Source organism: Trinickia dinghuensis (genome assembly GCF_003367175.1).
GTDB lineage: Bacteria > Pseudomonadota > Gammaproteobacteria > Burkholderiales > Burkholderiaceae > Trinickia > Trinickia dinghuensis.
The window spans coordinates 274,453-298,988 of record NZ_QRGA01000006.1 but is presented as its reverse complement, the minus strand read 5'-3'; the positions used below and the strand labels follow the sequence as shown (position 1 = coordinate 298,988).

The 24,536-nt window shown below is 63.0% G+C and carries 23 protein-coding genes; 20 read left to right on the top strand and 3 right to left on the bottom strand.

Annotation, left to right across the window (positions count from 1 at the left end; translation table 11 throughout):
• The first annotated feature begins 12 nt into the window (after window positions 1-12).
• From DWV00_RS11180 to DWV00_RS11155, 6 genes are read left to right on the top strand one after another with little or no spacing between them, the layout of a single operon-like run.
• Complete coding sequence (locus DWV00_RS11180; protein WP_115533639.1) at window positions 13-1,218, top strand: MFS transporter; 1,206 nt, start codon at window positions 13-15, stop codon at window positions 1,216-1,218.
• On the top strand, window positions 1,215-2,030 hold the full coding sequence (locus DWV00_RS11175; protein WP_115533638.1) for a cyclase family protein: 816 nt from the start codon (window positions 1,215-1,217) through the stop codon (window positions 2,028-2,030). Before DWV00_RS11180 ends, DWV00_RS11175 begins: the two co-directional genes overlap by 4 nt.
• Complete coding sequence (locus DWV00_RS11170) at window positions 2,027-2,641, top strand: cupin domain-containing protein (protein WP_115533637.1); 615 nt, start codon at window positions 2,027-2,029, stop codon at window positions 2,639-2,641. The genes DWV00_RS11175 and DWV00_RS11170 overlap by 4 nt, the downstream gene beginning before the upstream one ends.
• The gene (locus DWV00_RS11165) at window positions 2,638-3,645 is read left to right on the top strand and encodes a fumarylacetoacetate hydrolase family protein (protein WP_115533636.1); all 1,008 of its coding nucleotides are present in this window, start codon (window positions 2,638-2,640) and stop codon (window positions 3,643-3,645) included. Before DWV00_RS11170 ends, DWV00_RS11165 begins: the two co-directional genes overlap by 4 nt.
• A complete protein-coding gene (locus DWV00_RS11160; protein WP_115533635.1) occupies window positions 3,642-4,640 on the top strand; it encodes an NAD-dependent epimerase/dehydratase family protein in 999 nt (332 codons plus the stop codon). The genes DWV00_RS11165 and DWV00_RS11160 overlap by 4 nt, the downstream gene beginning before the upstream one ends.
• Window positions 4,558-5,835, top strand: a complete 1,278-nt coding sequence (locus tag DWV00_RS11155) for an AI-2E family transporter (protein WP_115533634.1) — start codon at window positions 4,558-4,560, stop codon at window positions 5,833-5,835. Before DWV00_RS11160 ends, DWV00_RS11155 begins: the two co-directional genes overlap by 83 nt.
• A 12-nt stretch (window positions 5,836-5,847) precedes the next feature.
• Here the strand turns inward: DWV00_RS11155 and pobA are convergent, their stop codons facing one another.
• A complete protein-coding gene (gene pobA, locus DWV00_RS11150; protein ID WP_115533633.1) occupies window positions 5,848-7,032 on the bottom strand; it encodes a 4-hydroxybenzoate 3-monooxygenase in 1,185 nt (394 codons plus the stop codon).
• Window positions 7,033-7,188: 156 nt separating this feature from the next.
• Here pobA and DWV00_RS11145 point away from each other — a divergent pair, with 156 nt between their 5' ends.
• From DWV00_RS11145 to DWV00_RS11110, 8 genes are all read left to right on the top strand, one after another.
• Window positions 7,189-8,058: a helix-turn-helix domain-containing protein gene (locus tag DWV00_RS11145; protein ID WP_115533632.1), complete on the top strand. Its 870-nt coding sequence runs from the start codon at window positions 7,189-7,191 to the stop codon at window positions 8,056-8,058.
• A 100-nt stretch (window positions 8,059-8,158) separates the two neighbouring features.
• Window positions 8,159-9,166, top strand: coding sequence for a helix-turn-helix domain-containing protein (locus DWV00_RS11140; RefSeq protein ID WP_115533631.1), 1,008 nt, complete (start codon window positions 8,159-8,161; stop codon window positions 9,164-9,166).
• An 80-nt stretch (window positions 9,167-9,246) separates the two neighbouring features.
• Window positions 9,247-10,197, top strand: coding sequence for a SphA family protein (locus DWV00_RS11135; RefSeq protein WP_115533630.1), 951 nt, complete (start codon window positions 9,247-9,249; stop codon window positions 10,195-10,197).
• A 15-nt stretch (window positions 10,198-10,212) separates the two neighbouring features.
• The gene (locus tag DWV00_RS11130; RefSeq protein ID WP_115533629.1) at window positions 10,213-11,439 is read left to right on the top strand and encodes an MFS transporter; all 1,227 of its coding nucleotides are present in this window, start codon (window positions 10,213-10,215) and stop codon (window positions 11,437-11,439) included.
• A gap of 39 nt (window positions 11,440-11,478) precedes the next feature.
• Window positions 11,479-12,957 carry an amidase gene (locus DWV00_RS11125; RefSeq protein ID WP_115533628.1) on the top strand — a complete coding sequence of 493 codons (1,479 nt, stop codon included), beginning with the start codon at window positions 11,479-11,481 and terminating at the stop codon, window positions 12,955-12,957.
• A complete protein-coding gene (locus tag DWV00_RS11120) occupies window positions 12,954-13,718 on the top strand; it encodes an SDR family NAD(P)-dependent oxidoreductase (RefSeq protein WP_115533627.1) in 765 nt (254 codons plus the stop codon). Before DWV00_RS11125 ends, DWV00_RS11120 begins: the two co-directional genes overlap by 4 nt.
• A gap of 71 nt (window positions 13,719-13,789) precedes the next feature.
• Window positions 13,790-14,602, top strand: a complete 813-nt coding sequence (locus DWV00_RS11115) for a molybdenum cofactor biosynthesis F family protein (protein ID WP_115533626.1) — start codon at window positions 13,790-13,792, stop codon at window positions 14,600-14,602.
• Entirely contained in the window at window positions 14,599-15,405 is an 807-nt protein-coding gene (locus DWV00_RS11110) for an SDR family NAD(P)-dependent oxidoreductase (RefSeq protein ID WP_115533625.1), read from the top strand. Before DWV00_RS11115 ends, DWV00_RS11110 begins: the two co-directional genes overlap by 4 nt.
• Before the next feature lie 97 nt (window positions 15,406-15,502).
• On the opposite strand, the gene DWV00_RS11105 is transcribed toward DWV00_RS11110, so the two are convergent.
• A complete protein-coding gene (locus tag DWV00_RS11105) occupies window positions 15,503-15,730 on the bottom strand; it encodes an aldehyde dehydrogenase family protein (RefSeq protein ID WP_245964824.1) in 228 nt (75 codons plus the stop codon).
• 309 nt (window positions 15,731-16,039) lie between these two features.
• Here DWV00_RS11105 and DWV00_RS11100 point away from each other — a divergent pair, with 309 nt between their 5' ends.
• The 3 genes from DWV00_RS11100 (at window position 16,040) to DWV00_RS11090 (ending at window position 20,089) form a co-directional block, all read left to right on the top strand.
• A complete protein-coding gene (locus DWV00_RS11100) occupies window positions 16,040-17,299 on the top strand; it encodes an MFS transporter (RefSeq protein WP_115533624.1) in 1,260 nt (419 codons plus the stop codon).
• Between the two features lie 81 nt (window positions 17,300-17,380).
• A complete protein-coding gene (locus DWV00_RS11095; protein ID WP_115533623.1) occupies window positions 17,381-18,457 on the top strand; it encodes a porin in 1,077 nt (358 codons plus the stop codon).
• An 87-nt stretch (window positions 18,458-18,544) separates the two neighbouring features.
• The gene (locus DWV00_RS11090; protein WP_115533622.1) at window positions 18,545-20,089 is read left to right on the top strand and encodes a methyl-accepting chemotaxis protein; all 1,545 of its coding nucleotides are present in this window, start codon (window positions 18,545-18,547) and stop codon (window positions 20,087-20,089) included.
• A gap of 33 nt (window positions 20,090-20,122) precedes the next feature.
• Here DWV00_RS11090 and DWV00_RS11085 read toward each other — a convergent pair whose 3' ends face one another.
• Window positions 20,123-20,581, bottom strand: a complete 459-nt coding sequence (locus tag DWV00_RS11085; protein ID WP_245964823.1) for a MarR family winged helix-turn-helix transcriptional regulator — start codon at window positions 20,579-20,581, stop codon at window positions 20,123-20,125.
• 212 nt (window positions 20,582-20,793) lie between these two features.
• Here DWV00_RS11085 and DWV00_RS11080 point away from each other — a divergent pair, with 212 nt between their 5' ends.
• From DWV00_RS11080 to DWV00_RS11070, 3 genes are all read left to right on the top strand, one after another.
• Complete coding sequence (locus tag DWV00_RS11080; protein WP_115533620.1) at window positions 20,794-21,576, top strand: crotonase/enoyl-CoA hydratase family protein; 783 nt, start codon at window positions 20,794-20,796, stop codon at window positions 21,574-21,576.
• A gap of 122 nt (window positions 21,577-21,698) precedes the next feature.
• Window positions 21,699-23,555, top strand: coding sequence for a feruloyl-CoA synthase (locus tag DWV00_RS11075; RefSeq protein WP_115533619.1), 1,857 nt, complete (start codon window positions 21,699-21,701; stop codon window positions 23,553-23,555).
• 69 nt (window positions 23,556-23,624) lie between these two features.
• On the top strand, window positions 23,625-24,524 hold the full coding sequence (locus DWV00_RS11070) for an amidohydrolase family protein (RefSeq protein ID WP_115533618.1): 900 nt from the start codon (window positions 23,625-23,627) through the stop codon (window positions 24,522-24,524).
• The last annotated feature ends 12 nt before the right edge of the window (window positions 24,525-24,536 follow it).

Genomic DNA, 24,536 nt, shown 5'->3' with positions numbered 1-24,536 from the left:
AGCGGAGGCACGATGAAGACGGATCTTTCTCCTACCGCCTCGGCGTCTCGCGATTTGGCGGCAGAATCCGACTCCGCCGCACGGCTCGGCACGCTCGGCACCGGCGCGCTGATGATCGCGCATTGCGCGGGCATGGTCGATCTGGTCGCATTGCCCGTTTGGGTCGGCACGTTGATCGGCTCGTATCGGCTCGATCCGCAGCAAGCAGGCTTGCTCGCCACGCTGTTTCTCGTCGGTGCCGTCCTGAGCAGCCTGTTTTTTTCGCCGCGCTTGAATCGCCTGCCGGCGCGTATGATGGCGACGATCGGCTTCGGTATCGCGACGCTCGCGTTTCTCGGTGTCGCGTCGATCGGCGGCTATCCGGCCATGGCCGTGCTGCATGCCGTCGCGGGCCTTGCCGTCGGATGCGCCTTGAGCTTCACGCACGGCACGATCGGACGCAGCCGCAATCCGCATCGCCTGTTCGCGATCGCAGGCCTTGCGCTCGGCATCTTCGCCATCGCGTTTCTCGGTGCGACACCGGGGCTGATCGCGGCGCATGGCGGCCCGACGCTGTTCCGCGTGTTCGCAGGCGTCATGGGCGTCGCGACGGTGGCATGTGCGCTCGCGTTTCCGTCGCTTCGCATGCGGCGCAGCACGGCGAAAACCGACGAGCCGCGCTTCGAGCGCACCGTATGGTTCGGCATGGTTGGCGTCAGCTGCATTGCGCTGACCCAGGCGATGTTGTTCAGCTTTGTTCAGCGCATTGGTCTCGACCGTGGATTCGGCTTCAACGCCGTGACGGCGACGCTGATTGCACTCGGCTTCGTCAACCTGTTTCCCGCGCCCGTCGCGGGGCTGCTCGAAACGCGGATTGCGGGCCGCCGGGTCGTGCAAGCGGGGCCTGTCGTGCAGGCCGTCCTCGCCCTGATCATCACGCAAAGCGCGACGTTCGTGCCGTATGCGGCAGCCACTGCGGTCTTCGCCGCGGTCATGATCTTCACGCATACCTTTGCGTTCGGCATGCTGGCCCGCATCGACCGAACCGGCCGCGCCGTTGCCGCGACCCCTGCCATGCTGATGACGGGCGCCGCGATCGGCCCCGTGCTCGGCGGCACGCTGATCAAGCAGTCGGGCTACGGCAGCCTCGGGGTAGCGGCGGTGCTGATCACCGTTGCGGCCGTGTTCTGCTTCTCGCGCCTCGAACGCCGCCCGTCTTTGTCAGGAGTCCAAGCTTGAAGCCCATTCGCCGATTCGTCGATCTCTCGATCTATCTCGAGAACGATGTCCTTTCCGATCCGCCGCCGCTCGCGCCGAAGATCACCTATCAGAAGCACGGCGACACGCTGCCTGAATTCATGGCGATGCTGCCGGGCACGAAGGCCGAAGACTATCCGGACGGAGAAGCGGCCGCCGCCGAGTGGGTCACGTTGACAACTCACAGCGGGACGCACCTGGATGCCCCCTGGCATTTTCATTCGACGATGGATGCGAGCCTAGGCGAGGCAAGGCCTTCCATCACGATCGATCAAGTGCCGCTCGAATGGTGCTTCCAGCCGGGCGTGAAGCTCGATTTCCGGCACTTCCCCGATGGCTATGTCGCCACCGCCGCCGATGTCGAGGCCGAATTGGCGCGCATCGGCCATAAGTTGCAGCCGCTCGATATCGTCGTCGTGAATACTCGGGCCGGCTCGCGCTACGGACATGGCGACTATGTCAACGCGGGCTGCGGCATGGGCTACGAGGCGACCATGTCTCTGCTGGAGCGCGGCGTGCGGCTGACCGGCACCGATGCCTGGAGTTGGGATGCGCCGTTTTCGTACACGGCGAAGAAGATTGCCGAGACAGGCGATACGTCGCTGATCTGGGAAGGGCACAAGGCGGGGCGTGACATCGGCTATTGCCACTTGGAGAAGCTGCACAACCTCGAAGCGTTGCCGCCGGCCGGCTTCATGATCAGTTGTTTTCCGCACAAGATTCGGGGTGCCTCGGCCGGGTGGACGCGCGCCGTTGCGATCTTCGATGCAAACGACACAGAGGTGGCGGCATGAGCTTTCCGGTGATACGTCGTGTGGTGACCGGCCACGATGCGGAGGGTCGCGCAGTCGTTGCATCCGATGGCCCGCTGCCGACGGTGGTCGAAATTGCAGCGATTCCGGGCACGGTATTCCACGAAGTGTGGAGTACGTCGGGGACGCCGGCTGCCGTGAACAACGCGCCCGACCCCACGACCGCGGCGCTGATGCTGCCGCCGCCGAAGCAAGGCACGCGGATGCGCTTCGTCGACATTCCGCCGGACACGCCGGAATTTCTCTCGCATGGTTCGACGAAGATGCACGCGGCGTTCAGCGAGGTCGGCGACGCCGATGCATCGACGGTGAAGGCCGATTCGCCGCATCCGCTGATGCATCGCACGGAGTCGGTCGACTATGGCGTGGTGATCGACGGCGAAATGACGTTGATTCTCGACGACGCCGAAGTCGCGCTAGCACCGGGCAGTGTGGTGATTCAGCGTGGGACTAATCATGCCTGGGCGAATCGCTCGGGCCGCCCATGCCGAATGCTGTTCGTCCTAATCGACGGTATCTACGATCCGGCAATCGCGGCCGCACTCGCGGCGACTGTGCAGCCTGCACGGCCTGCACTGGGAGCCGCACGATGAAATTCGCTACACTGTCCGATGGCGGTGCGCAAAACCAATTACTGATCGTGTCGCGCGATCTGCGTCATGCCGCCGGCGCTTCGCCGATCGCCTGCACTTTGCTCGATGCGCTCGAACGCTGGGACGAAGTCGCCCCCAGCCTGCAGGCGCGTTACGACGCACTGAACGCCGGCCGCGTGCCCGAGGCGCGACCGTTCGAGCCGTCTGCGTGCGCTGCACCGTTGCCGCGAAGCCCGCAGTGGTGCGATGCCTCGGCGTTTCTCAACCACGGCCGCTTGATGGAACAGGCGTTCAATACGCCGCCGATTCCCGAGTTCGATACGGTGCCCGTCATGTATCAAGGCGCGAGCGACGATTTCCTAGGCCCGGCCAGCGACGTGCCCATGCCCGACGAGGCCGACGGCATCGACTTCGAAGGCGAATTCGGTGTGATCGTGGGGCACGTGCCGATGGGCATATCGGCTTCCGAAGCGGTGCAGCGCATTCGCTTGATCGTGCAACTGAACGACTGGAGCTTGCGCGCATTCGGTCCGCGCGAGATGAAGACTGGTTTTGGGTTTCTACAGGCCAAGCCTTCCACGAGTTTCGCCGCGGTCGCCGTCACGCCTGACGAACTCGGCGAGCACTGGCGCGACGGCCGTGTTCATTTGAGTCTGCACGTCGAGTGGAACGATCGCTGGTTCGGTCATCCGCATGGCCGCGAGATGAATTTCGGTTTCGGTGAGCTCATCGCCCATGCAGCGCGTACGCGCAGGCTTTCCGCGGGGACGATCGTCGGATCCGGAACGGTGTCCAACGTCAGCCGCGATGCAGGCTCGGCATGCATCGCCGAGCGTCGTGTGATCGAGATGATTGACGAGGGGAGTGCGCGCACGAGCTTCATGCGCTTCGGCGATCGCGTCAGGATGACGGCTCGCGACGATGTGGGCCACGCGCCGTTCGGCACGATCGATCAGCGTGTCGTGCTTGCACCGCGCGCGGGCGCGGAGGAGCCGCAGTCATGAGAGTGCTGGTGACCGGAGCCGACGGATTCGTCGGGACTGCGCTCGTCGCGCGGTTGCTGCGTGACGGTATCACCCGCGCTGGCGATGTATCGGAGCTACTGCTGGTGGACCGGCAATTCGGCGGCCTGCGCTCGGGTGCGCCGCACGGCGACGTTCGCATGACCGAGCTTGCCGGCGATTTCAGTCGCCCCGAGATCCTCGAGCCGTTGCTGTCGAAGACCGTCGACGTCGTCTTCCATCTGGCCAGCATGCCCGGTGCGCAGGCGGAAACCGAACCCGCCGAAGGCGATCGAGTGAATATGTGGGGTACGCTGGCGCTGTTCGAGCGCCTCGCCAAGCAAGCAACGGAGCACGGGCGTGCCGCACGCGTCGTTTTTGCCAGCAGCGTTGCGGTTTACGGCGATTCGTTGCCGGCGACGATGGACGAGCACACCGCGGCGCGGCCGACGATCAGCTATGGCACGCACAAGCTGATCGGCGAATTGGTTCTTGCGGACTGGACGCGGCGCGGCAAGCTGGATGGCCGTTCGTTGCGCCTGCCGGGAATCGTGGCGCGTCCCGAACGCTCCTCAGGCCATGGCTCCGCCTTTATGAGCCAGATCTTTCGCATGGCACGGCAAGGTCAGGCCTATACGTGCCCCGTCTCGCCATCGGCGACCGCATGGTGGATGTCGCGCGGACGTTGCATCGATAATCTGCTGCACGCCGCACGCTTGTCTCAAGAAGGCTTGCATGCGGGCCGAGTCTGGACACCTCCGGTTCTCCATCTGTCCGTGGAGGAGATCGTCGATGCGTTGGTACGGCGCTTCGGTTCGTTCGAGCTCGACTATGCGCCGCTCGATTGGATCGAGCGGGTCTTCGGCCGGCAACCTCCGTTGATCGACCATCGAGCGGTAGAAGCCGGATTTCGGCATGACGGGACGATCGACGAGCTGGTTGGGAACGCGCTCGAACTGGAGTCGGTCCAGCCACGGCATCGACCCGGGCTGGCGTGACCCGCATCGAGGAGGCCGAACTCGCCATGGAAGGGAGTCCCATGGCGGGCGGCTGCAGGCAGGGCTATTGCGCTCGCGGTATGATCGCAGCGATCGAAAAGCGCTTCCGACAATGGCCAATACAACTTCACCGTCCGCGGTGGCAACCACCATCACCGGCATTGCGGCCGGCATGGCCCTTGTGCACTATCTCCAACCCGTGCTGGTGCCGTTCTTCCTTGCGGCATTGCTGCGAATATGGGGCGATGCCGTTGTCAAATCGACTGCGCGGATGCTGCCCAAAGCGCCCCTATGGGCGGTGCGGTTGGGGATCGGCACCCTGATGGTGGCAGTCATCGTGGTGATCTGTTATGTCCTCGCGGAAGGCGTCAGCTCGGTGATTCGTCAAGTCCCCGTCATCGTTTCTCGGCTCGATACCGAGTCTCTGCGAATCGCGCACGCGACCGGCATGAGAGGCGCAAAATTTTTCAGCAGGGCCGTCGGCCACATCGACGCGTCGGGCCTCGTTCAGTGGTTGGCTTCGGGCGTCAATGAGCCGATCGAGATCATATCGTTGACCCTGCTCATAGCGACCTTCATGCTGGCCGTGCCCAACGCGGAGGACAATCCAAAGATCGAAATTCTCGCCCGTCACGCGGCGCGAGCGGCGAGGCAGCGAGCGACCATCATCCACATTACAAGCAGTATCCAGAGCTACTTGAACGTGCAGTTCGCGATCAACGGGACGATCGGGATCGCCGTTGCCGGGGCATGCTACTCCTTCGGAGTGAAAGGCACGGCGTTCTGGGGCGCGATGGCTTTCATCCTTGCGTTCATCCCCGTCGTCGGCCCGCTGATCGCCAGCGCGTTGCCAGCGCTTTCGGCATTCGCGCAATTTTCGATGGTGTGGCACCCGATCGCCGTATTCGTAGCCTTGGAAGCGATATTCATCGTGGCCCACAACTTGATCCTGCCGAGGCTGCAGGCTAGAGGCCAGAACATCGATCCGATCGCCGGGCTGCTGGCGCTGGGTATTTGGACGCTGCTATGGGGCGTTTGGGGTGCGCTGCTCGCGACCCCGCTCACCATGTTGATCATGATCACCACCGCGCAATTCGAGAGCAGCCGGTGGTTTGCCGCGATCTTGTCGCATGATGGGCGGCCGGAGGCGGGTATCGATGCGTTCAGCGATAGCCGTGCGGATATGGATGTTTAGGTTGCCCCGGCCCTACTCGATCGCCTCATGAGGCAGCCCCACATAGTTCTCGGCGATCGTCCGGAGTCCCGCATTCGAACTCGTGTAGTACTCGTAGTCGATGCGTTGCATCTGTTTGTCGAAGCCGTCGCGTTCCGGAAACTCGTGCAGCAGGTTCGTCATGAACCACGAGAAGCGCACAGCTTTCCACACACGGCGCAGTGCGATTGACGAATACCTCTCGAGCCAGTCGATGCGGCCGTTTTCGTACACGCCGCGAAGAATCCGATACAGCGTCCCGACGTCGCTTGCCGCAAGATTGAGCCCCTTCGCACCGGTCGGCGGGACGATGTGCGCTGCGTCGCCGACTAGAAAGAGACGACCGTATTGCATCGGCTCGACCACATAGCTGCGTAGCGGCGCCACGCTTTTTTCGAGTGAATCGCCCGTTACGAGCGTGTCGGCGACGTCGCTCGGCAAGCGCGTTTTCAGTTCGCCCCAAAAACGCTCGTCCGACCAATCCTCCGCTTTCTCGGTCAACGGCACCTGCAGGTAGTACCGGCTGCGCGTGGTCGATCGCTGGCTGCAAAGTGCGAAGCCGCGCGGATGGTTGGCATAGATCAGTTCGTGGCTGACTGGCGGCGTATCGGAGAGCAGTCCAAGCCAACCGAACGGAAAGAGGCGCTCGTATTGCGTGAGGCGGTCCGCGGGTATCGTCTTGCGCGACACACCGTGGAATCCATCGCAACCCGCGATGAAATCGCATTCGAGCGTCACCGTCTCGCCGTTTTTCTCGAACGTGACGTAAGGCGTGTTGCTTTCGACGTCGTGCAATTGAACATTGCGGGCTTCATAGATCGTCGTACCGCCGCTGGCCTCGCGTGCCGCCATGAGATCGCGCGTGACTTCGGTTTGGCCATAGACGATCACGGTCGAACCGCCCGTCAATGCCTTCAGATCGATGCGGTCGCGCCGGCCGTGGAACGCGAGTTCGACGCCTTCATGCACGAGCCCTTCCGCATCCATGCGCGCACCGACACCGGCTTCGCGCATAAGATCGGCCGTGCCTTGCTCGAGCACGCCGGCTCGGATTCGCCCGAGCACGTAGTCGCCCGTTTGCCGTTCGAGGACGACGTTGTCGATGCCCGCTTGCTGAAGCAGTTGGCCCAGCAGCAGGCCGGACGGTCCGGCGCCGATGATCGCGACTCGGGTTTGCATGGCTATGTCTCCTGTGATGATGTGTCGTCGTTTGCTTGTATTTTTCGACGTTCATCCCGCGCAGAGAAGGCACGTTTGTGCAATAGAATAGGACTTTTCAAAGATTGCCGGATTCACCTCCGCGCGCAAGGCTCGCGGGGGAAGCGAGGGCATCGTATGGACTATTCGCCGCTCAAGAACATCCCCGTCTTCAAACTGTACGGAGAGGGGCACGATTGGCACACGCCCGATCTTCTGCATTGCGAATCGATTCCGGCGCGCAGCCGTCTGCACGATTGGGAGATCCGCGAGCATCGGCACGCGGATCTCGCTCAGATTCTGTATGTGCAGAAGGGATCGGCGATCATCGCCATCGAAGGCGAGCACACGGAGATTGCAAAACCGTCGATTCAGGTCGTGCCGCCCCTGTGCGTGCATGGATTCCGTTTCAGCCACGATATCGACGGCTTCGTGATTACGCTCGCCGCGCCGCTCGTCGATTGGCTTCAGGAGCAGATCGATGCACAGCGGCCCATCCTCCAATACCCTGCGTGTCATCCGGCGGGCAAGGATCGCGCTTATCTCGACACCTTATGTAGGACGCTCGATCTAGAATATGCCACCCCGGCCCCGTCGCGCGATTTGCTGCTGCGCTCGCTAGTCAGCGCACTCGTCGTGTGGGTCGCACGGCAAGAAGCGCGGCAGGCCAGCGCCGGCGAGCGGCGCGACCGCGGTCAATCGCACCTGCAAGCATTCTCCAAGCTCGTGGAAAAACACTACCGAGAGCATCTCGCCATCGCCGACTATGCGGCGCAACTCGGTATCACGGCCGTGCATCTGAATGCCGTGTGCCAGCGCCTCGTGGGTCAAAACGCGCTGTCGATCGTGCATCAGCGCCTGCTGCTCGAGGCGAAGCGCAACCTTGTCTATACAACGCTCAACGTCAGCCAGATCGCCGATCTGCTCGGGTTTTCCGAACCCGCCTACTTCACACGCTTCTTCAAACGGCTGACCGGCGGCACGCCGAACACGTTCCGCAAGCGTTAGGTGGGTGATTCGGTTCACCGCCAAACACCGGGCAAGAACCGATTGCGCGGATTCTTAATCCCTGGAGGATATGCCGGCGAGACGACCCGATATCTTTCCTATGAATCCCACTACGCCAACGTCTGCAACACCCGGCGCAGCTGTCGCCACCGGCGACGGCACGCTCGATTCGCCGTCGTTGAACCGGCATTTCGAGTGCGACGATGTGGATTCGCACGCCCAGAGCATGGATGGTTGGTCGCTTCATCTGGATCAGCTCTCTCCGGGGCCATTTCGGGGGGAGATTCACGAGATTCGTGTCGATGGCGTGCAACTGGTGCGCGAGCGCGTCAACCGCGCGCTGCTGAAGCGCGGTGAGGTGCGAGAGCGCGCCACATCGTTCAGCATCCCGTTGGAGGTCGAGGGAGCGGGGTATTGCGGCGGCGCACAACTCAGGGATCGGGTGACACTCGTCTCCAACAGCAGATCGCAGCCCGAACTGAGAACGCCCGAACAGCACGATGTAGCGATTCTGACGGTACCGGGCGACAAACTCGCATCGTTCGCTTCGCCCGACGGCCGCGAGGACGCCCGCGCGACCTACCTCGTTACACTCGGCGGAGCGCATTACGAGGCGCTAAAGGCTTTCCTGCTAGCGAGTTTCGAGGCGGCGGATGCGTCTACCGCGGCGTTCGCCTATCCGCATGCGCGCAAGGCATTACATGACACGTTGCTGCTCGAACTCGCGCATATTGCCGATCCCGAAAAGGCCCCGATCCGCCTGGACGAGACCGCGCGGCGGCGTGTTGTCGATCGTGTGCGTGAACTTGTGACATCAAAGCCCGACGTGCCGTTCACCGTGCTCGATGTCTGCCAAGCGGTTGGAACGAGCCGCCGCAAGCTGCAATACTGCTTCGAGGAAATCCTCGGCACGCACCCGGCCTACTATCTGCGCGTGCTGCGACTCAACGCCGTGCGGCGCGAGCTCAGGCGCCACTCGGAAGGGACTGCAACGGTCAGCGACCTCGCGTTCAGCTGGGGATTCTGGCACCTGAGCCGGTTCGCTACCCACTACCGGCAGCTCTTTGGCGAGCTGCCGTCGCAGACGCTCAAGCGCCCGCCTCGATAATTGCCAAAAGCGGATAACGCTCCAAATTTCAACGTTCTTAGACTCCGTACACACATTCCATAAATACGGAGACGGGAACGATGACAACCAGGAGACCCCGGCGGGCGGCCGTTCGACGCCGCACGGCCGATACCGCCGCCGCAATTGGCGCATGCGCGGCGATCCTTTTCAGCACGGCCGCTCAGGCCACGGAGAACGGGGCGCCCACCACCTCGTTCGGCGTATTCGATTTCGGCGCCGGCATCATGCCGCCGCCCACGCCCGATGGCACCTTGGCGACGCGCTTTGCGTTCTATTCGGCCCATACGCTGAAGGACGGCAATGGCAACGGCGTGCCGAACGCCTTCGCGCTCAACGTCGCATCGTGGAGCCTGGCTTATATCCGGATGACGAATACGAAGCTGCTCGGAGCGAATGTCGGCTTCGGTGCGGTCGTCCCGTTCCTGAACATGAACGGGCATTTGAATGCGTCGACGCCTGTCGGCACAATCCCGCTGTCCGCCGATCCGACCAACATCGGCGACGCCGATTTTCAACCGCTGATTCTCGCGTGGTCGTCGCGCAATCTCTTCGTCAACGTTGCGTTCCAGGTCCAGGCTCCGACCGGCTCGTATCAGGCATCGCGGCTCTTTAATCCCGGTTCGAACCACTGGACGTTCTCGCCGATCGTCGGCGCGACCTATATCACCAACAGCGGCTTCGAGGTCTCGACGAGCATCGAAATCGACCAGAACACGACTAACCACGCCACCGATTATCGCAGCGGGACGGAGTTTCGCGATGAGTTCGCGCTCGGGCAGCACATCGGTCCATTCACCGCCGGAGTGGGCGGTTACATCTACCGTCAGTTGAGCAACGATCACGGCCCGAACGTCGATGGCAACCGCTCGAGCGTCAACGCGCTTGGGCCCGCGATCAGCTTCTTCGAGCCGGGCAAGCCCGCATTGTGGCTGCATGCCTACAAGGAATTCGGCGCGCAGAACCGCAGCGAGGGTTATCAGATCGCATTACGCGCCGCCATTTCGTTTTGACACCGGAGTCAATCGATGAATCAGCTTTCCTCAATGGGCGAGGCGGCAGCCGTCGATCGTCCGAATCCCGGCGCCGCGCAAGGCGCGGTGCTGCTTCTCGGCAGCAGCCTGACGATCATGGGCGCGGTGATGATTGCGCCGATCCTCCCAAAGCTTGCCGCCGAGTTCGTTCCGAGCAATCCGGCTGCGGCTGCGCTCGTGCCGCTCGTTGCAACCGGCCCTGCGCTCGCGATCGCGCTGTGCGCGCCGCTCGCCGGCTGGCTTGCCGATCGCGTAGGCCGCAAGATGCTGCTGTTGCTGGCCACGCTCGTGTATGGCCTCGTGGGCGCGGCGCCGGCGCTGCTGAACGATCTCGGTGCCATCCTCGTGTGCCGCTTCGTGCTCGGTGCCGCCGAAGCGTGCGTGATGACGTGCTGCACGACCCTGATCGGCGACTACTGGCAAGGCGAGACACGCGTGCGCTACGTGAACCGGCAGGTCGTGACGATCGGCATCGTCGGCACCGCGTTTTTCGTGATCGGCGGCGCCGCGGGCGAGCATTCGTGGCGCTATCCGTTCTACCTCTATCTGCTGCCGATTTTGCTGGTGCCCGCGATCGCATCGGTGCTGTGGGAGCCCTTGCGTGCTGCGCGGACTGCGAGTTCGCACGACGACGGCGCATCGGCGACGAGCGTCAAGCTCGGGCCGACGCTCGCAATCGGCTATCTGCTCGTCTGCCTCGGGATGATCTGCTCGTTCGTCGTACCGGTGCAGATGCCGCAATTGATGATCGACATCGGCGAGCACTCGTCGACGATGATCGGGATGGCATCCGGCGTCGGCTTGCTCTCGACGCTCGGCGGTTCGATCGCCTGGCCGTTCCTGCGCAAAGGCGTCGGCCGCCGATTCGTCAACGTTATCCTTCTCGCGCTGCTCGCGGTGGGCCTTTATCTATTCGCCAATGCCCACACCGTGAAAGCAGTGCTGGTCGCGGTCGTGATTCATGGCTTCGGTGCGGGCTTGCTCGTGCCCAACTCGATCCTGCCGCTGATGCGAAAGCTGCCGCTGTCCACGCGCGGTCGTGGCCTGGGCGGCTTCACCGCGGCACTCTACCTCGGGCAGTTCGTGAGCCCGCTCGTCGTGCTGTCGGGCATGGGCGCTTTCGGTGGCTTGCGGCCGTCGATCGTCGCGATCGCCGTGGGTGCGGCCGTAGTCGCGCTGCTATGGCTGCCGAGTGCTCTGCGTTCGCGTGACGACGCGTGACGAACCGATGCTTCATTCTCTCGATAAGCGAAAACATCCATGAACGACTTTCGAACGCTCCTCGCCACGCATGACGGCATTGCGCTTGCCGAACTCGTGCGCGGCAAGGAAGTGACCGCGGCGGAGTTGCTCGCCGCCGCACAGGCTAACGTGGACGCAGTGAATCCGGTGCTAAATGCGCTGGCCGAACGGCTCGACGAGCCGGCGCGCGTGGCTGCGGCATCGGTTACCGGACGCGAAAGCGTGCTTGCCGGCGTACCGACATTGATCAAGGATTTGTTCATGCCGGTGCGGGGCGCACGCATGGCGAATGGTTCGCACCTGTTCGGCGAGTATCTCCCGGACTTCGACGGTGAACTGGTCGCGCGCCTCAAGCGCGCCGGCATCCCCATTTTCGGCACCTCGCTCTCGCCGGAATTCGGAACGTCGTACTGCACCTCGTCCGCTCGTTTCGGCACGACGCGCAATCCGTGGCATCCGGGCGTAACGGCCGGTGGCTCGAGCGGTGCCGCTGCGGCCCTGGTTGCCGCGCGTGCGATTCCGTTTGCTCACGGCAACGACGGCGGTGGTTCGTTGCGCGTGCCTGCATCGTGCTGCGGTGTGTTCGGGCTTAAGCCTACGCGTGGCCGCACGCCGATCGGGCCGATGGTCGGCGAGGGCTGGGCCGGCATGGGCATCAACCATGCGATTACGCGATCGGTGCGCGACAGCGCCGCGCTGCTCGATCTCACTGCCGGCGCCGACGTCGGTGCGCCGTACGCGGCTCCACATCAAGCCGATACATTCCTGTCTGCGACGCGGCGCGATCCCGGACGTCTGCGCATCGCCGTCATCGACCATGCGCCGCCATGGCCGGTGGCCCCCGCGTGCCGCGCCGCGCTCGAGCATACGGTGACGCTGTTGACTTCGCTCGGCCATCACGTCGAGCCGGTTGATAGTCCGGTCGATTCGCATGCCTTTTATAATCACGTGTTCGCGATCATCGGTGCGCAGACCAAGGCACTCTTTGAGGGTATCGCTCTTCAGCGCGGCTATCCCGTGCACGACGACGAGATCGAGGCACGCACGCGCATCATCGTGCGCGACAAGGGCGGGGTGTCGGGCGCGCAATACGCGGCAGCCGTCGATTGGATCCATGCACTCGGGCGGACGTTCGGGCGGCTCATGGAGCGCTATGACGTGTTGCTGACGCCAACGCTCGCGAGCCCGCCGCTGCCCCCGGCCGAACTTGCAGTCGACGACGACTCACTCACGCTGGACGAGGTCATCGATCGTTCTCATCGGTTTTCACCGTTCACCGCGTGGTTCAACGCAACCGGTCAGCCGGCGATGTCGGTCCCTCTGTACTGGAACGATGACGGTTTGCCGATCGGCAGTCAATTCGCGGGAGCGTTCGGTGCCGAAGCGCTGCTGTTCTCGCTTGCCGCGCAGCTCGAAACAGCCGCGCCGTGGGCGGCGCGCGTGCCGGGGATTCGAGCGGAATCCGCCATGCAAGCTCCCGTGGGAGCATCCGAATGAATCTCGGTCTTACCGGCAAAGTCATTGTTGTGACTGGCGGTGCCTCGGGCATTGGCAAGGCCTGCGCGCACGCGGCGCTTCAGGAAGGTGCGCGCGTCGCGGTTCTCGATGCCAACGTCGAGTTGGGGCAGGCTTTGATCGGCCAGTTCGGTGACATGAATTTTATGGTCGTTCCCACCGATGTCACCGACGAGCGGTCGGTATCCGCGGCAATCGGCGCTGTCGTCGATCGATTCAAAGCTATCGATTCGCTGATCGCGTGCGCCGGTATTTCCGGCCCCGTCGGCAAGCGCGTCATCGATATCGAGCAGAGCGAATGGGATCGCGTCATGGCGGTCAATATTCGCGGCGTGTTCTTGAGCGCTAAACATGCGCTGCCGTATCTCGAAGCGCGCGGCGGCAGCACTATCGTGCTCGTTGCATCCGATAGCAGCCTTTTCGCCACCGCCGGCATGACGCCTTACTGCACGTCGAAAGCGGCTGCGTTGATGCTGGCAAAAGGCCTGAGCGTCGATCATCCGTCCGTGCGTGTGAATAGCGTATGCCCGAGTGTGGTCGATACGCCGATGTCGCGTCGAGACCTTGGCGTCGAGGCGCGCGGCTTCGATGGGACCGGCATTCCCGCTATGGCGCCGGAGGACGTTGCACGCCACGTGCTCTTTCTTGCATCGCCGGTCAGCTCGCCCGCCAACGGGACGGCTGCGGTGCTGGACTTCGGCTACGCCGTGCGCTCCGGGTTTCCCGAGATTGCCTTCGACTGATCGAGGCGAGAACCCCTGATGGGCCTTCTACAAACCTCTCCGTTCAAGCTTCAATTTCTAGGGTGTTTTACATGAACGAAACCAACTGGATTTCCGTCGGCGACCTTGGCAAGAGCTTCGCCGAGTCGAGCAATGCACTGCGGCCGGTGGCCGATCTCGCCGGACATTCGTACGATATCGATTTCGGCTTCAACGTGGTCACGCATGCCTTCATCGACGATAAGACGTTGACCTGGACTGTCAAAGGAACCGGCGAGTCGGGCACCGATGCCTACCAGGCGACATCGCCGCGGCCCGGAATCTACTTCGTCGATTTCATCAAGTCGTCGGTACGGGCGACATCGGTCAGTCTGGTGCTCGATTTGCAACCTGGCATCGCGACGGTCGTCATCGGCACCTTGCCGGACGAGGCGAGCGCGAGCATTCCTGCCATCGAGCGGGTGCGGCGCAATCGCGAGCTGACCGCAGTGGACGCGCAGATATTCCCGGGCGTCATCGATGGTCGTTTCGATGCCGAATCTCCGACGCACGAAGCCACCGCCGAACTCGTCGGCAAACGCGTGCAGTACCGTTACAACCCGCACGAATGCTATGAGCACGTGTATTTAAACGAAGAGATGTACGTGTGGCATTGCGTTTCCGGCATCGAGAAAGGACTCGCCGATGCGGATCGCTGCCACTATCGCAAGATTCGCGATGGGCTTTATCTGTTCGTATGGCGCGAGAAGACCGTGCCGACGTTGGGCGTCATCATGATCGATCTCGATGCCGGAAAAACGACAGGCAAGATACTCGGCTACGCCGGAGACGATTTCGGCGAACTCGCCAACTTTCCGGTCGGCGCTTACGCGACGGTGCTCAACACGACCGAGGTGCAGCAATGAAGCCGCGTTTCGACGGTCGCGTTGCACTCATCACAGGTGGCGGGACGGGCATCGGCGCAGCAACGGCGGCAAGGCTACGCGACGAAGGGGCGCACGTCTACGTGCTGGGCAGGAGGAAGGCGCCGCTCGATGCAGTCGCGCGCGCAACCGGAGCGACTGCGCTGTGCGCCGATTCGGCGGACCCGGTTCAAGTGCGCGACGCACTGGCTCGGATTATCGCGCATCATGGACGGCTCGACGTCGTCGTGGCGAACGCCGGCGGCTTTGGTCTCGGCGCGATCGGCGACACCACCGACGAAGACTGGCGCCTAGCCTGCAGGGCGAACCTCGATACGGCGTTCGTCATCACGCGCGAAGCGCTGCCGATGTTGCTTGAAAGCCGCGGTGCAATCGTGGTCGTGAGTTCGATTGCTGGCCTTGCCGCCGGCCCCGACGCAGCCGGCTATGTCACCGTCAAGCACGCGCTGATCGGGCTTGCCCGCTCGCTCGCGCGCGACTACGGCCGCCGCGGTGTGCGCACGAATGCGGTATGTCCAGGCTGGGTACGTACCGAGATGGCGGACGGTGAAATGCAGGCGCTGATGGAGCTGCGCGGCATCGAGACGCTCGATGAGGCGTATGCGCTCGCTACGTGCGATGTGCCGCTCGAACGCGCCGCAGCCCCGAGCGAGGTTGCGTCCGTGATCGCATTCCTTGCCTCCGGCGATGCGAGCTATGTGAATGGCGCGGTCGTCGTTGCGGATGGCGGAGCGACTATCGTCGATGTCCCGACGCTTGCGTTTGCGGGCATGGGGTTCCCATGAGCAAGCTCGATTCCTGATTCGAGCAGAGTCACGTCAGAGATTTCCAAAGCAGACGTATTTCGACTCAAGATACTCGTCAATTCCGCAGTTCGATCCTTCACGACCGAACCCAGATTGCTGTTCCGCCGAAGGGTGCGACTTCAGTGAATACGAGGCTCTCGTTGATGCCGATCAAGCCACATTTGAGGGCCTCCATCACGCGGAACGCCCGAGCGATGTCCGAGGTGTAAAAATACGCAGCCAATCCAGTTTCGGTAGCGTTCGCCGACGCGATAACATCATCTTCTTCGCTGAATTTCGGTACGCTCGCAAGGGGGCCAAGCACCTCATCCTGCTTTCTGTCCCCGGGCGGCTAAGCCGCCCTTCTTCCTTTCAAACGGCTGCCGGCGGCAAGCCGAACGCCTTCCGCAAACGCGGCTGAGCGGCGCCTAGCGCTCCTTCATCACTTCCCCACCCATTCAGGCGCCGCGGCATCTCCGACCGCCGCCTCGCAGCGCTCTCCCATTGCCGGTCGCCCGCGTTCCGCGTTTTCCCTAGGAACCGCATGCTTGCAATTGCCTGCGTAAACGTTATGCTTTATAACAAATATCAAAAATAACTATATCGAACGCGGCAACAATTGGAGACATCGCATATGAACGACCCCCTTCAGCATGACACTGCCTACGAGCGCAAGACGCTGATCTTGCTCGGGCTCGGCTTTGGCCTGGTTGGCCTCGATCGTTGGATCGTCGCGCCGCTGTTTCCTCACATGATGCACGACCTTGGCCTCAATTTTCAGCAGCTCGGCAGTCTGATCGGCATTCTGAGCGTGGCCTGGGGTATCTGGGCGATTGCGATGGGCCCGGTATCGGACCGCATCGGCCGTAAAAAGATGCTCGTGGTGACGATGGTTGCTTTCTCGTTGCTTTCAAGCCTCTCGGGACTCGCGGCCAGCTTCGGGGGCTTGATGCTGATTCGCGCCATCATGGGCGTGGCAGAAGGGGCGTTCACGCCGGCCAGCGTCGCGGCGACGGGCGAGGCCTCGCTCCCTTCGCGGCGCGGCTTCAACCAAGGGCTGCAACTGAGCATGTTCTCGTTGCTCGGCCTTGGCTTCGCACCGATCATCGCGACGCAACTGCTGCGCATCGTCCCGTCGTGGCATTGGGTGTTCATGATTTCCGCTGTGCCAGGGCTGATCATCGCCGCGTTGATCGCCTTTGTGTTGCGCGAGCGCCCGAAAAACGAACTGCCGCATCCGGACGTTGTTCATGCGAAGGCGAAGTGGTCCGAGCTGTTCCGCAGCCGCAATGTGCTCCTGGCGACGCTCGCGATTCTCTGCGCGATGGCAGGCATTTTCGTCGTCAGCGCCATGGTCCCGACTTATCTCGTCGAAGTGCTCCATTTGGATACGCAAAGCATGGGCTTCGTCGTGTCGGCGCTCGGCTTCGGCGGCTTCGTCGGTTCGTTCGGTTTGGCAGGCGTATCGGATTACATCGGCCGGCGTCCCGTTGCAGTGATCTCCTTCATCGCCGCGGCCGTCCTGCTTTATGTGTTTTCCCGCACCGGTGCCAATCCGCAACTGCTGTTCGCCCTGTTGTTCGGCATCTCGGTGTTCGCCTTGGGCCTGCTCGGCCTGTTGAGCGGGCCGATCGCCACGGAAGCGGCGCCGCTCGGGCTGGTCGCTTCGTCGGTCGGGTTCGTATCGGGTACGGGCGAGATCTTTGGCGGCGGGCTCGCACCTGTCATCGCCGGCTTCATCGCGCAGCACTTCGGTTTGCCAGCCACGCTCAAGTTCGCGTTGGCCGGATTGGCATGCGGTGCCGTTGTGGCGCTGTTCCTCATCGAAACGGCCCCGCGGAAGCGCGCGTCCACCCAAGGAGAAACGTTCGCCGCATCGCGCGACGTCGCTTAACCGATCCCCCGTTCACCGACCAATACAAAGCCGCGGCGGCGACCGCGGGACCTATCCAGACCAGGCAAGGAGAATATTTCGATGAAGCGTAAAGCAGTCTTCGCGGCGGCCGGCGTGCTGTTCGCATCGCATGCGTTTGCCCAGAGCAGCGTGACGTTGAGCGGATTGATCGACGGCGGCGTGTCTTATATCAGCAATCAGGGCGGCAGCAGCGTCGTGAAGTTCGACGACGGTATCGAGGTGCCGAACCTGCTCAAGTTCGACGGCAAAGAGGATCTAGGCGGTGGTCTCAAGGCGGTGTTCGATTTGACCAACCAGTTCCAACTCGGCTCGGGTTCGTTCATGCCGGGGCAGAGCTTGTTCGGGCGCAACGCCTATGTCGGGCTCGACGATCAGAAGTGGGGCCGTTTGACGCTCGGCAATCAATATGACTTCATGGTCGATTCGCTCTTCTTCGGCTTTGACGACGCCGCGTTCTACGCCCAAGGCGTCTACGATTTTCGTAACGGGCCGTTCAACGGTCTGGCATTGCCGAACAACCCGACGGGCGGGTTCGACTGGGATCGGATGGCGGGCGAACGCGTACAGAACTCGGTCAAGTATTTGAGCCCGACGATTGGGGGTTTTTCCGCGGGAGTCATGTACGGGTTCGGCAACGTGGCCGGTTCGATCGGAGCCGGCAACGCGCAGAGCTTCGGGCTCAATTACAGCAACGGACCGTTCGGCGCGAATGCCGCCTATACGCTGACGAAGACCGCCGTCGCCGGTGTGCAGGACAGCGTGCGCAACTGGGGTGTTGGGGCGCATTATCACATCGGCCGGCTCGTCACGACGGCGCTCTTCACGACTGTACGCAACGAACTCAATGGCGCCGGCGTGTGGCAGGCCGAATTGGGCGCGGCGTACTCGTTCAACAGCCCGTGGCTCGTGAGCGGTGTCTATTCGTATATGAAAGGCAATCAGGCTGTGAACAACAACCATGCTCATCAGCTGACGGCCGAGCTGCAGTACAACTTCTCGAAGCGCACCAACGTCTATGTCGCTGCGGTTTATCAGCGGGCCAATGCGGGTGCCAACGCGCAAATCAACGATGTCATGGTCGCGTCCAGCAGTCCGTCGCAGTTCATCGGGCGCATCGGGTTGCAGACGCGGTTCTGATTTGAGCGCTTGCGTGCTCAGTCTGAGGTGGGCGCGGCGGCGGGTTCGTCGCGCCCGCCTTGCCGCAACCGCATTGGATCGATAACGATGAGCTATCTCGCGTTCGTGCTGCGCCCCGGTGTTGCCGTCATGCTTCGCCTATCGCTGGGCAAGAAACTCGCGCTGCTTGCGATGCCGTGGCTTGCGAGCCTGGGAGCGCTCGCATCGATGTCCGTGGGCGGCGGCTCGTCTTTGTTGACGGCCAACACCACGACTATCGCCATCGCCGTGGTCGGTGCGGTGCTGACCGTCTACCTCGTGGCGTGTTTGTACGCGAGTGTGCGCAGCGCCACTCGCGCGCTGGCCGACATCGTCGAGGCGGTGCGGCACGGCAATTTGCAACTCGCTCCGGTTGTGCCCGGACGTGACGAATTGTCCGAAATCGGGCGGGGCATGGACGCCATGATGCGGCAGTTCTCGAACCTCGTATCGAGCATCCGCAGCGAATCGGAGCTCGTGGCCATGGCCGGCGATGGGCTGCTCGAGAGTGCCGAGGCCCTCGCGCACCGTACCGACGAGCAGGCGGCGAGCTTGGGGCAAACGTCGGGAAACGTGGCGGCCCTTGTCGAGACCGTCGAAGTCAATGCGGGCGATGCGCAAACGGCAAGCGTGCTGACGGAGCGGATACGCGAGGCCGCCGAAGACGGCAAAGCTACGGTGGAATCGGCCGTGCAGGCCATGCAAGCGCTTTCTCAACGTTCAGGAAGGATGACGGACATCATCGATGTCATCGATGGGATTGCGTTTCAGACGAACATTCTCGCCTTGAACGCAGCGGTCGAGGCGGCGCGTGCGGGCGAAGCCGGACGCGGTTTCGCAGTCGTGGCCGCCGAAGTGCGCTCGCTGGCGCAACGGTGCGCGAGTGCGGCTTCGGAAGTGAAGCACTTGATCGAAGGGTCCACGGGGGAGGTCGGCGTCGGCATGCGGCTGATCCGCGATGCGGCCGTTGCGCTTACGGCCGTCGACGCCGGCGTGCGCGAAATCACGGGGAAGGCGCGTCTGATCTGTGCTGCCAGCACCGCGCAACTCGATGGCCTGCGTGGCATCGATGAATCGGTGCAGGGACTCGATCGCATTACGCACAGCAATGCGCGGATGGTCGAAACTTCATTGCATGCAGCCGAGCGGCTTCGTCAGCAGTCGCGGCAGTTGTGCGCCGCGGTGATTGCGATGAAGCTGCGTCAAGGTTGCGCCGATGAGGCGAGAGCGCTTGTCGAGCGAGCCGCGCAACTGCTCGAAAGCGCGGGATTGGCGGCGGCGGCCGAGCGCTTTCATCGCCGTGACGGCGGCTTCATCGATCGCGATCTGTTCGTTATCGTCCTCGATCGGAACGGCATGTTTCGCGCATTCGGAGCGGATCCGGCCAAGGCAGGCAAACCGGCCGTCGCTGCGCCCGGCGTGGACATCGACGCGCTCAATCGACAAACGTTCGAGCGCGCGGACCGCGGCGGCGGATGGATCGAATTTCGTAGCCTCCATCCCGTTTCGCGGCTGCCCGTCGATAAGATGGCCTATGTGCGCCCCGTGGGTGCGGCGCTGATCGTCATGTGCAGCGTCAACAAGACGGATGGGCTGCCGGCGGCGAACCGCTGAGCGGCTATTCGTCTATTGCCCGCCGCGGCGAATTCACTTCACGAAAATCTTGCGCAGCAGGGCTTTCAGTTGTTCGCGCTCGGCATCGCTCAGGTGTTGGAGCGCTTCCGAGTCCGCGGTGGCCGCTGCCTTCAGCGCGCGGCCATAGAGCCGCACACCTTGCGTCGTCAACTCGACGTGCTGCACGCGTTTATCTTCGGTGCTGCGCTGGCGTGCCACCAAGCCGCGCGCTTCCAGACGGTCCAGCAAGGTCGCCAGGTTCGGCGGCGCCACCGCGAGCGCGTCGGCTAGCGCACGCTGATTGATGCCGGGGTTTCCCCTGACGATGGACAGCACGGAGAACTCGGCCTGCCGCAAGTCGTGTTTTTCCATCTCCTGGTCGAACAACGCTTGGATGACGAGATAGGCGCGCCGGATGTTGTAGCCGGCGAGATCGAGCAACGCGGATTGATCCGCCTGCTCGCTCGCGTCATCGCCGGAAGAGGGCAGCATCAAAGACATGAGCGTTGGGGAAAGGTGATCGGAGGAGGAAAGTAAAGGTGCGTGGAAATGCCTGACGATCATAACATGCCATCCGCGTGCGGATGGCATGCTCGTCACGCTTCAAAACGCTTCGAAACTCCCGTCCAAGATCGTTTGCCGCGTCATCTAGTTATGTGTTATAACTATTTCTGTCGCTAACGAATAACCGCTTGGTGGTAGATATGACGCAACCCTCGTACGAATTCCTGAAGGTCGAGCGCACCGGCTCTCTGGCGTTCGTTTGCTTGAACCGGCCCGCGAAACGCAACGCGATCAGCGATCCGCTCGTCGCGGAATTGCGCCGGGCCTTTGAAACGATGCCCGACACGGTTCGCGCCATCGTCCTGCATGCCGAAGGCGAACACTTTTGCGCGGGGCTCGATCTTTCCGAAATGCGCGAGCGCGGCACGGTCGAAGCGATGCATCATTCGCGGATGTGGCACGCTGCGTTCGAGCAGATCCAGTTCGGCCGGGCGCCCGTCGTCGCGGTATTGAAAGGCGCGACGATCGGCGGCGGTCTTGAACTCGCCTCGGCTTGCCATGTGCGCGTGGCGGAATCGTCGGCGTTCTTCGCCCTGCCCGAAGGCAGCCGTGGGCTGTTCGTCGGCGGCGGGGCATCGGTGCGGGTGCCGCGGCTCATCGGCGTTGCGCGCATGACCGACATGATGCTCACCGGGCGTGTCTACGATGCGCGCGAGGGCTACGATGCAGGAATCGCTCAATACCTCGTCGGCAGCGGCGAGGGACTCGCCAAGGCGCGCGAGTTGGCCGAACGTATTGCCCAGAATTCGCCGACGACGAACTACGCGGTCACGCAGGTGCTGCCGCGCATTGCCGATCAATCGATTCAGGACGGGCTGCTGACCGAATCGCTGATGGCTTCGGTTGCACTGAGCGATCCGCAAACCCAAGATCGTCTGGCCGCGTTTCTGGAGCACCGCACGGCCAAGGTGTGGCCGAAATAGTTTCGTACTTGGTGCGTGCGCGTGTGCGTGACGTGATGCACCGCGGCGTCGCCCATAAGTGAACGTGCTCGACAAGACGGTCGATCAGGCCGCGGTCGGGGCAAGATGGAAGGAGACATTCGATGGCAGCCCACCCCTATCGGCGCGTGCAGTTTGGCGTCGGTCCTCTCGAAGTGACGGAAAACCGAGACGGCACCATGCGCGTGCGGTCGACGACCGAACTCGCGGCCTACCCCGAGCGCGTGATCGATCGGTTGTTCGAGCACGCGGCCGCCGCCCCCGAGCGCACGTTCATCGCGCGCCGCGGTGCCGACGGCCAATGGCAGCACCTCAGCTACGAGCAGGCGGCTCGTGCGGCGCGCAGCATCGGCGAGGCGTTGCTCGAACGTGGCCTCGATGCCGAGCGGCCCGTGGCGATCCTGTCGGGCAACTCGATCGAGCATGCGCTCGTTGCGCTTGGGTGCCTCTGCGCGGGCGTTCCGTATGCGCCGATCTCACCGGCCTATTCGCTGCTCGACAAAACCTTCGGCAAGCTGCGCCACATCGTCTCGCTCATTACGCCAGGGCTCGTTTTTGCGGATAACGGCGGGCGTTTCGCCGCGGCGATTGCCGAAGCCGTGCCCGCGGGAATCGAGATCGCGGTGGCCGAATCGGCTCCGGCAGGACGCGAGTGCACGACGCTTGCCGCGTTGCTCGATACGCGCCCGACCGCAGCGATCGATCGTGCAAGAGATGCGACGAGCGGCGACACGATCGTCAAGTTCCTCTTCACGTCCGGCTCGACCAAGATGCCGAAGGGGGTGATCAATACGAACCGGATGTGGTCGAGCAATCTCGTGATGGAGACGGCGGCATGGCCGTTTCTTGCCGAGGCGCCGCCCGTCTTCCTGGATTGGCTCCCCTGGCACCACACGTTCGGCGGCAATCAGAACTTCGGGCTCACGCTGTTTCACGGCGGCACGCTTTACATCGACGACGGCAAGCCCACCACCGACGGCATCGCTACGACGCTCGCCAACTTGCGCGAGATCTCGCCGACGGTCTACTTCAACGTGCCGAAGGGATGGGAAGAAATCGCGCGCGCGCTCGAGGCTGACGCAGCGCTACGCGAGCGCTTCTACGCACGGCTGCGCATGCAGTTCTACGCGGGTGCGGCGCTCGAACAGCCTGTCTGGGATCGGCTGCATGCAAGCGCGATGACGCACTGCGGTGAGCGGATCGTGATGAACACCGGGCTTGGCATGACCGAGACGGCACCGTCCGCGCTCATGATCGCCGAGACCGAGGTGAGCGCCGGCCAGATCGGCGTTCCGCTGCCGGGCATCGAACTGAAGCTCGTGCCGATCGGCGAGGGCGCGAGCCGCAAGCTCGAGGTGCGGTATCGCGGGCCGAACGTCACGCCAGGGTACTGGCGCGCGCCTGAGCAGACTCGGGACGCATTCGACGACGAAGGGTTCTTTCGCTCGGGCGATGCGGTGCGCTGGCTCGATCCCGCGAATCTGAACCGCGGGTTCGTCTTCGACGGCCGCGTGGCGGAAGATTTCAAGCTGAACACGGGAACCTGGGTCAGCGTCGGGCCGTTGCGGCAACGCGTGATCGCGGCGGGCAGCCCTTATGTCGCAGATGTCGTCGTCACCGGCCATGACCGTAATGAAGTCGGCGTATTGATCGTGCCGAATCTGCCGGCCTGCCGGTCGCTGGCTCAGGCACCGCATGCCGAAACAGCGCAGGTGTTTGCCGATGCGCGTGTGATCGAGGCGTTTCAGCAGATGCTCGACAAGCTCTACGCCGAAGGCACGGGCAGTGCGAATCGCGTGGCGCGCGCGGTGCTACTCGATCCGCCGCCCTCGCTCGCAACCGGCGAGATTACGGACAAGGGGTCGATCAATCAGCGTGCCGTCCTGATGCAGCGCGCGGCCGTTGTCGACGCGCTGCATCGCGGCGACGCAGCGATGCGAATCTGGTTGCCGCGACGCTAGAAGGACGCCGTTGGGAAGTCTCCACGAGTCAACAAGCTATTTAGGATGACTAATTAAGGAACTAAGCGTATGGACATCGACAATCTGATCGCGATCGATACGCACGTGCATGCGGAAGTGTCGTGCTGTCAGCCGCCGGACTTGTTCGGCAAGGAATTCGACGATGCCGCGGACAAATATTTCGGGACCGTGCTGCGCCAGGGGCGGCGTCCGACGATTCCCGAGACGATCGAGTACTACCGCGAGCGCAAGATCGGCTTCGTGATGTTTACGGTCGATGCGGAGAGCCAGATGGGGCGCCGGCGGATTCCGAACGAGGAGATCGCGGAGTTCGCCGCGAACAACCGCGACATCATGATCGCCTTTGCGAGCATCGATCCTCATAAAGGAAAGATGGGCGTGCGCGAGGCTAGGCGTTTGATCGAAGAGTGCGGCGTGCGCGGCTTCAAGTTTCATCCGACCGTGCAGGGTTTCTACCCGAACGATCGCATGGCGTATCCGCTTTACGAGGTGATCGCCGAATACGGGCTGCCGGCGGTGTTTCATAGCGGGCATTCGGGCATCGGCAGCGGTATGCCTGGCGGTGGCGGGTTGCGCCTGAAGTATTCGGAGCCGATCTACCTCGACGACGTGGCGGCCGATTTCCCCGATATGAAGGTTGTGATCGCGCATCCGTCGTGGCCTTGGCAGGACGAGGCGCTCTCCATTTGTCTGCACAAGCCGAACGTCTATATCGATTTGTCTGGATGGTCGCCGAAGTACTTTCCGCCGCAGCTCGTTCAATACGCCAACACGCTTTTGAAAGAGCGCATGCTGTTCGCCTCCGACTTCCCGCTGATTCGCCCCGACCGCTGGTTGGAGGATTTTCAGAAGGCGGGGTTCAAGCCCGAGGTGCATCCGCTGCTGCTCAAGGACAACGCCGTGAAGTTGCTGGGGTTGGGCGGCGCGTCGTCCACGTCGGCCGCTTGATTGGCCGAGCAA

What these genes read in the sequence shown, in the direction of transcription:
- DWV00_RS11180 (WP_115533639.1), top strand. Translation starts at nt 13, where the DNA reads ATGAAGACGGATCTTTCTCCTACCGCCTCGGCGTCTCGCGATTTGGCG.
- DWV00_RS11170 (WP_115533637.1), top strand. Translation starts at nt 2,027, where the DNA reads ATGAGCTTTCCGGTGATACGTCGTGTGGTGACCGGCCACGATGCGGAG.
- DWV00_RS11165 (WP_115533636.1), top strand. Translation starts at nt 2,638, where the DNA reads ATGAAATTCGCTACACTGTCCGATGGCGGTGCGCAAAACCAATTACTG.
- DWV00_RS11160 (WP_115533635.1), top strand. Translation starts at nt 3,642, where the DNA reads ATGAGAGTGCTGGTGACCGGAGCCGACGGATTCGTCGGGACTGCGCTC.
- DWV00_RS11155 (WP_115533634.1), top strand. Translation starts at nt 4,558, where the DNA reads ATGACGGGACGATCGACGAGCTGGTTGGGAACGCGCTCGAACTGGAGT.
- pobA (WP_115533633.1), bottom strand. Translation starts at nt 7,032, where the DNA reads ATGCAAACCCGAGTCGCGATCATCGGCGCCGGACCGTCCGGCCTGCTG.
- DWV00_RS11145 (WP_115533632.1), top strand. Translation starts at nt 7,189, where the DNA reads ATGGACTATTCGCCGCTCAAGAACATCCCCGTCTTCAAACTGTACGGA.
- DWV00_RS11140 (WP_115533631.1), top strand. Translation starts at nt 8,159, where the DNA reads ATGAATCCCACTACGCCAACGTCTGCAACACCCGGCGCAGCTGTCGCC.
- DWV00_RS11135 (WP_115533630.1), top strand. Translation starts at nt 9,247, where the DNA reads ATGACAACCAGGAGACCCCGGCGGGCGGCCGTTCGACGCCGCACGGCC.
- DWV00_RS11130 (WP_115533629.1), top strand. Translation starts at nt 10,213, where the DNA reads ATGAATCAGCTTTCCTCAATGGGCGAGGCGGCAGCCGTCGATCGTCCG.
- DWV00_RS11125 (WP_115533628.1), top strand. Translation starts at nt 11,479, where the DNA reads ATGAACGACTTTCGAACGCTCCTCGCCACGCATGACGGCATTGCGCTT.
- DWV00_RS11120 (WP_115533627.1), top strand. Translation starts at nt 12,954, where the DNA reads ATGAATCTCGGTCTTACCGGCAAAGTCATTGTTGTGACTGGCGGTGCC.
- DWV00_RS11115 (WP_115533626.1), top strand. Translation starts at nt 13,790, where the DNA reads ATGAACGAAACCAACTGGATTTCCGTCGGCGACCTTGGCAAGAGCTTC.
- DWV00_RS11110 (WP_115533625.1), top strand. Translation starts at nt 14,599, where the DNA reads ATGAAGCCGCGTTTCGACGGTCGCGTTGCACTCATCACAGGTGGCGGG.
- DWV00_RS11100 (WP_115533624.1), top strand. Translation starts at nt 16,040, where the DNA reads ATGAACGACCCCCTTCAGCATGACACTGCCTACGAGCGCAAGACGCTG.
- DWV00_RS11095 (WP_115533623.1), top strand. Translation starts at nt 17,381, where the DNA reads ATGAAGCGTAAAGCAGTCTTCGCGGCGGCCGGCGTGCTGTTCGCATCG.
- DWV00_RS11090 (WP_115533622.1), top strand. Translation starts at nt 18,545, where the DNA reads ATGAGCTATCTCGCGTTCGTGCTGCGCCCCGGTGTTGCCGTCATGCTT.
- DWV00_RS11085 (WP_245964823.1), bottom strand. Translation starts at nt 20,581, where the DNA reads ATGCTGCCCTCTTCCGGCGATGACGCGAGCGAGCAGGCGGATCAATCC.
- DWV00_RS11080 (WP_115533620.1), top strand. Translation starts at nt 20,794, where the DNA reads ATGACGCAACCCTCGTACGAATTCCTGAAGGTCGAGCGCACCGGCTCT.
- DWV00_RS11075 (WP_115533619.1), top strand. Translation starts at nt 21,699, where the DNA reads ATGGCAGCCCACCCCTATCGGCGCGTGCAGTTTGGCGTCGGTCCTCTC.
- DWV00_RS11070 (WP_115533618.1), top strand. Translation starts at nt 23,625, where the DNA reads ATGGACATCGACAATCTGATCGCGATCGATACGCACGTGCATGCGGAA.